Annotated in this window: 4 protein-coding genes; 2 read left to right on the top strand and 2 right to left on the bottom strand. The window is 50.1% G+C overall.

All coding sequences use genetic code 11. The features are described 5' to 3' along the window. Positions 1-202: 202 nt before the first annotated feature. On the bottom strand, positions 203-1,903 hold the full coding sequence (locus RMO52_RS12250; protein WP_310414490.1) for an aldehyde dehydrogenase family protein: 1,701 nt from the start codon (positions 1,901-1,903) through the stop codon (positions 203-205). Between RMO52_RS12250 and RMO52_RS12255 the strand changes: the two genes are divergently transcribed. Continuing rightward, the gene (locus RMO52_RS12255; RefSeq protein WP_310414493.1) at positions 1,890-2,117 is read left to right on the top strand and encodes a hypothetical protein; all 228 of its coding nucleotides are present in this window, start codon (positions 1,890-1,892) and stop codon (positions 2,115-2,117) included. The genes RMO52_RS12250 and RMO52_RS12255 overlap by 14 nt on opposite strands. Positions 2,118-2,270: 153 nt before the next feature. Here the strand turns inward: RMO52_RS12255 and RMO52_RS12260 are convergent, their stop codons facing one another. Then, on the bottom strand, positions 2,271-3,434 hold the full coding sequence (locus tag RMO52_RS12260; protein ID WP_310414495.1) for a glycosyltransferase family 4 protein: 1,164 nt from the start codon (positions 3,432-3,434) through the stop codon (positions 2,271-2,273). A 143-nt stretch (positions 3,435-3,577) separates the two neighbouring features. Between RMO52_RS12260 and cobJ the strand changes: the two genes are divergently transcribed. Beyond that, entirely contained in the window at positions 3,578-5,260 is a 1,683-nt protein-coding gene (cobJ, locus tag RMO52_RS12265; RefSeq protein WP_310414497.1) for a precorrin-3B C(17)-methyltransferase, read from the top strand. Positions 5,261-5,325 lie beyond the last annotated feature (65 nt).

A 5,325-nucleotide genomic window follows, 5' to 3' on the forward strand; every position in this document is an offset into this window, starting at 1 on the left:
GAGACTGGAAGTCTCGGCTAGTGATGCAAAGTCCGCCTGCGCGGACTAATTAACTAGTCCGCGCAGGCGGACATTGTGACACTAGCCCCGATTTGCGGCGCGCGCTCCGGAGGTTTCCTCCGGGTTTAGCGCGACAAGACACAATCGGAGGCGGTGCCAGAGCAGAGCCAATATCCTTCACCCGAACTTTGCTGCAACATCCCTATCCCCGCAACGCCGCCAGCACCAACCCTGGCAGCTTTTGCCAACTGGGATAAGCTTCAAACTTAAGTAATTGCCGTGCCATCCCCAATAAATTCCGGTGCGTCGCAAACCAAGCTGGCGTCGGAAAAATCCGAAATGGCGCATACGCTACCGACTTTTGGGGTCGATCGAATAGAGAAGTATTATGGACGCAGCCGCTACCCGAACCGATATCGGCTAAAGTATTGCCGGGATAAGCACCCCAAGTCGTCGATCCAAGATAAAATAACATCCCCGACCACATATTTACCCCGATCGCGCCATACTTGAGAGTAGCGATCGCTTTATCCAATTCCGCTCGATGTTCTTGCTGCGTCTGAGTGTCGATGATGAGCGTACAAGAAAGGGTTCCCCAAACGCTTTCGTTCGCAAATTCCACTGCCTTGGTGAGAAAATCAGCGGCAGTTCGAGCCGCGATTCTCGTTCCGAGAGGCTCCGCCAACGAGACTTCAGCCAACACACCACAAAAAGCTTCTTCAGTGAGGGCATATTCGCCCGCGACAGGCGGTACATCGGGAATTAGCGTCCAGGGAACGATCTCGGGCGTGCGTGCCCCTAGTGGCTCGGATTGAGGGTACTTGTCGAGTAAGGCTTGATAGCGATCTTGGGCACCTGGATAGTAGGCTTGGCGCGGGGGAATGGCGGCTAATTCGCGTTTGACGGCGGCTAAAAATTCCGCTTGTTGCGCCCAACCAGATGCGGTAACGAGTACCTGTCCCGAGGCACAGTTAAAGCTGGCATTGTGGGCGACTGTCCCCGCAACTTGACGCGCTTGGAAGCTGATATCGGACTGCGACCATTTGCCAGGAACGACGATAATCGGCGTGACGCAGCCGAGTTCGGAGGTAATTGGTTTGGTAATCCGGGGATTATTCGCGGCTTTGCGTTCTCGTTGCTCGGTTGCGGTGGCACCCCAGACGATCGCATCATGGGTACGATGAGAACCAGTAATATGAATCGTCTCGATCTGCGGATGTTGGCACAGATATTTGCCAACTTCGGCACCACCATAAACAATCTGGATGAAACCCGCTTGAATTAATGGCGCGAATGCGTCAGCTAAATATGCCCCAATATAGGCATTAACTGGATTCATCTTGATGATGACAACTTGATTTTCGCCAAATAACTTCCAGAGCGCATCCATCGCCACAATTGCCGAAACATTCCCCGCTCCCAAAATTAACGCTACCCGGCTGGCTGTTGGTTCGCGATAGATCCTTCCCTGGGTGGGTAACGTTCCCGGTTCTAACCACACCTCGCCCCGATAGCCCAAATATAGCAACCGCTCGATCGCATTCCCCGGTAATACTTCCGCCACGAATTGCCCATCCTCCCGTTGTCGAATTTTGGACGGATTAATGCCATCAGCCTGGAGCGTTGTCATCAGCAGCCGGATATTCCGCACTGTCGAAATCGCCCCAGCTACTAATTCTTCGCCCGCTAGCGGCGATTTGGGATCGATCCCCTTGGCTTGGCAAGCCACTCTCATCCACACATCAGCAACACCAATCGTTCGATCGATGCACTCTTGAAGATATCCTAATCGTTGGGGAATTGTCGTTTCCTCCCAATTCGATCGATGCTGATGGAGAATACTAATACCAGCATCGATCTCGTTGAAGTCGCTTATCACTGGGGGAGAAATGTCACTAGTCATTGGAAAAAAGGGTCTAATTACTAACGGAGATATGCAAGGTTGGTATCTAAGAATTGATGATGACTACCAGAATACTGGTGGATTTTTAATTATTTACAACTCCTCTTCTGATTTATTGTCGGGAGTAGGCTATGACGACTGGGTAGAGAATAAAGCAGCTTTACAAGATTTCTTTGAAGAAAGTTGTTGGACGATCGATTGGAATGAAGATTAGCCTCTACGATTATAACTAATGTAAATAATATCAATTCGGCGTAAGAAGATCCTAGAGACTTGAATTCCTGCTAACTGACTAGTCCGCGTAGGCGGACTTTGCATCATTAGCCCCGATTTTAATCGGCGGCAGTACGGGAACAAAACTATTTAATTATTTTTTGCTAAGTACCGATCGATAGACTAATTCAGTTTTCTCGACCATTTGCTCGACCGTAAATTCTTGGATAAATTTTTGGCGTCCGGCTATACCCATTTGCTGGCGGCGTTGTGGATCGTCAACCAAACTAGAGATCGCCGCCGTCAGAGCATCGATATCTTGATGCGGTACTAATAAACCCGTGACATTATCAGCAACTTGTTCGGGAATGCCATTGACATTGGTAGCAACGATCGGCAAGCCACAACGCATCGCTTCTAAGATACTAATCGGCGCACCTTCATAATGCGTACTCAATACAAAAATCTGCGAATCAGCGAGTAAATCGGGAACATCTAATCGATCGCCCAAAAAGGAAACGCGATCGAGAATTCCTAACTGTTTAGCGATATTTTTACTCTCTTCCCAATCGGGGCCAGTGCCGACAAATATTAATTGAATCGGTCGATCGATCTGCGCGATCGCCTGCATGAGCGTATGCTGATCTTTTTGGGCGCGATTGAATCTAGCGACCATAATTAACTGTGGCGGTTGTCGTTCTGGTACCGCCATTGTTATCGCTTCAGTGGCAATCCCATTATGAACGGTGACAACTAGTTTGGATGGTGTTACTTTCAACAGAATTGCTAATTGTCGATCGCTTTCAGAGACACAAATAATTTTGTTAGAGATTGGTGATAAGATTTTTTCCACCCCTAAAGCAATGTTTCGTTGCAGTTTTGGCGATCGCGGATCGAAGCCCCAGCCATGTGCGGTAAAAATAACTGGCACGCGACAAATCCAGGCGGCTAATCGAGCGACGACACCAGCTTTACTACTATGACAATGGACGAGATCTGGCTTGACCGACTTGATAATCGCGATACATTGTTGGATCGATCGCAGATCGTTGGCAGGATCGATTTTGCGTTTGAGATTGGCGATAATGTGTACTTTAATGCCTAAATCGATCGCTTTTTCGGTCAGCAATCCAGGCGCACCAACAGCCAGATGCACTTGATAATCTCGATACAGAGATTTCATCAGATCGTAGACATGTCCCTGGGCACCGCCTAACTCAGATTTAGTAATGACATATAAAATAGTTTTGCGGTCGTGTGGCATAAATAAAGCGATCGTCAATTTACTAATAATAAAAACTGATAAAAATAGACTCAAAACTTACTCTTAAGCACTATTCACTATCCACCATTCACTATCCACTTTGTGTTGACGCAAGCTGCGAGTATAAGTATTTTATCATTCGAGCGAGCCGTCCCAGATCCAGCGATAAGATAATAACTACCGTCATCTGTCAAATCATGCTCGCTCGACCCACGCCCATCGCGATCGTTCTCAATCAACTTAGCGTACCCACTGCCCGCAAATTGATAACATCGATCCCTGGAGCGCAACTATATGGGTTAGCCGGGAGAACGACCGATGTTGATGTCAGTTTTACCAATTTTGGCGATACCGTGCGCCAATTGTATCGTGAGGGCGTGCCGATAATTGGACTGTGTGCCGCTGGCATTTTGATTCGGACGCTCGCATCAGTTTTGACCGATACCAAGACCGAACCGCCTGTCATCGCAGTAGCCGCTGATGGGAGTGCGGTAGTGCCACTGTTGGGTGGGATAACTGGGGTGAATGAACTGGCAGAAACCATTGCCGCCGCTTTACATGTGCGTCCAGCGATTACGACTACAGGCAAAATCCAGTTTAATACAGTGCTGCCGAATCCGCCTGCGGGTTATTATTTAGCCAACCCAGAACATGTCAAAGCTTTTATCGCCGACCTAATTGCGGGGATGAGTGTGAGTTTAGAGGGTGCCGCGCCGTGGCTGGTGGCGAGCGATATTCCCTTTAGTACCGATGGCGAACGCCAGATCGTCGTGACTACTCGATCGATTGCTGGTAGCCCCACGCGGTTAGTTTATCATCCGACTAGCTTAGTTGTGGCGATCGAGCAGCCCGACCAATTTACCGTTACGGAGTGGCTAGAAGTCATTACCACACACCTGACTACCGCCAATCTCACGATCGAGTCTGTTGCCTGTATCATGCTACCCAAAAGCATTGCGGGGGCGGCAATTGCCGGGATTAGCCAGCACCTAAATTTGCCGATTCGCTTCGTCGAATCCAATCACTGGCAATCCGCGCTCACCCTCGTTGGTAGCGATCCCAATTGGACGATCTGGAGCGCGATCGAGACTGTCGATCCGCACTCGATCGGCCAAGCACAGGGTAAACTAACCGTAGTCGGCACCGGGCCGGGATCGGCACAGTGGATGTCCCCCCAAGTCCGTCAGACGATCCTGGCGGCGACGGATTTAGTCGGCTATCACACCTATTTAGATTTAGTCAAAGATTTGAGCGGCGGTAAAGAATGTCATGGCTCCGACAATCGGGTCGAACTCGATCGATCGCGGTTGGCGCTAGATCTAGCCGCCAGTGGTAAAAATGTCGTCGTCGTCTCCTCTGGCGATCCCGGCATCTTTGCGATGGCATCTGCCGTCCTCGAAGTCCTCGACACAGCAGCAAACCCCGCATGGCAAACGATCGATCTCCAGATCGCGCCGGGGATCTCGGCGATGCAAGCCGCCGCTGCCAGTGTGGGTGCCCCGTTGGGACATGATTTTTGTGCGATTTCGCTATCGGATATCCTCAAGCCGTGGGAAGTAGTCGCTGCGAGAATTGCGGCGGTAGCAGCAGCAGATTTGGCGATCGCCTTCTATAACCCGATTTCTAGCCAAAGGAGCTGGCAATTAGCCGCCGCTAAGGAAATCCTCATCAAGTTTCGATCGGCGACCACCCCGGTCATCCTCGCCCGCAATCTGGGCAGATCTGGGCAGGAGGTGCGGGTAATTACCCTGGGAGAACTAGTACCAGAGTCGGCAGATATGCGGACGGTAATTTTAATCGGTTCGAGTCAAACAAAATTAATTCCCCGAGCGGATGGGAGTAATTTGGTTTATACGCCGCGATCGTACGGAAAATGGTAAGGGGTAATGGTTAATGGGTAAGGGTTAATGGTTGGTGGGGGATGGGGGGAACGGGTAAAGGGGAA

The sequence above is a fragment of the Chamaesiphon sp. OTE_8_metabat_110 genome (assembly GCF_031382685.1).
Classification (GTDB): Bacteria; Cyanobacteriota; Cyanobacteriia; order Cyanobacteriales; family Chamaesiphonaceae; genus Chamaesiphon.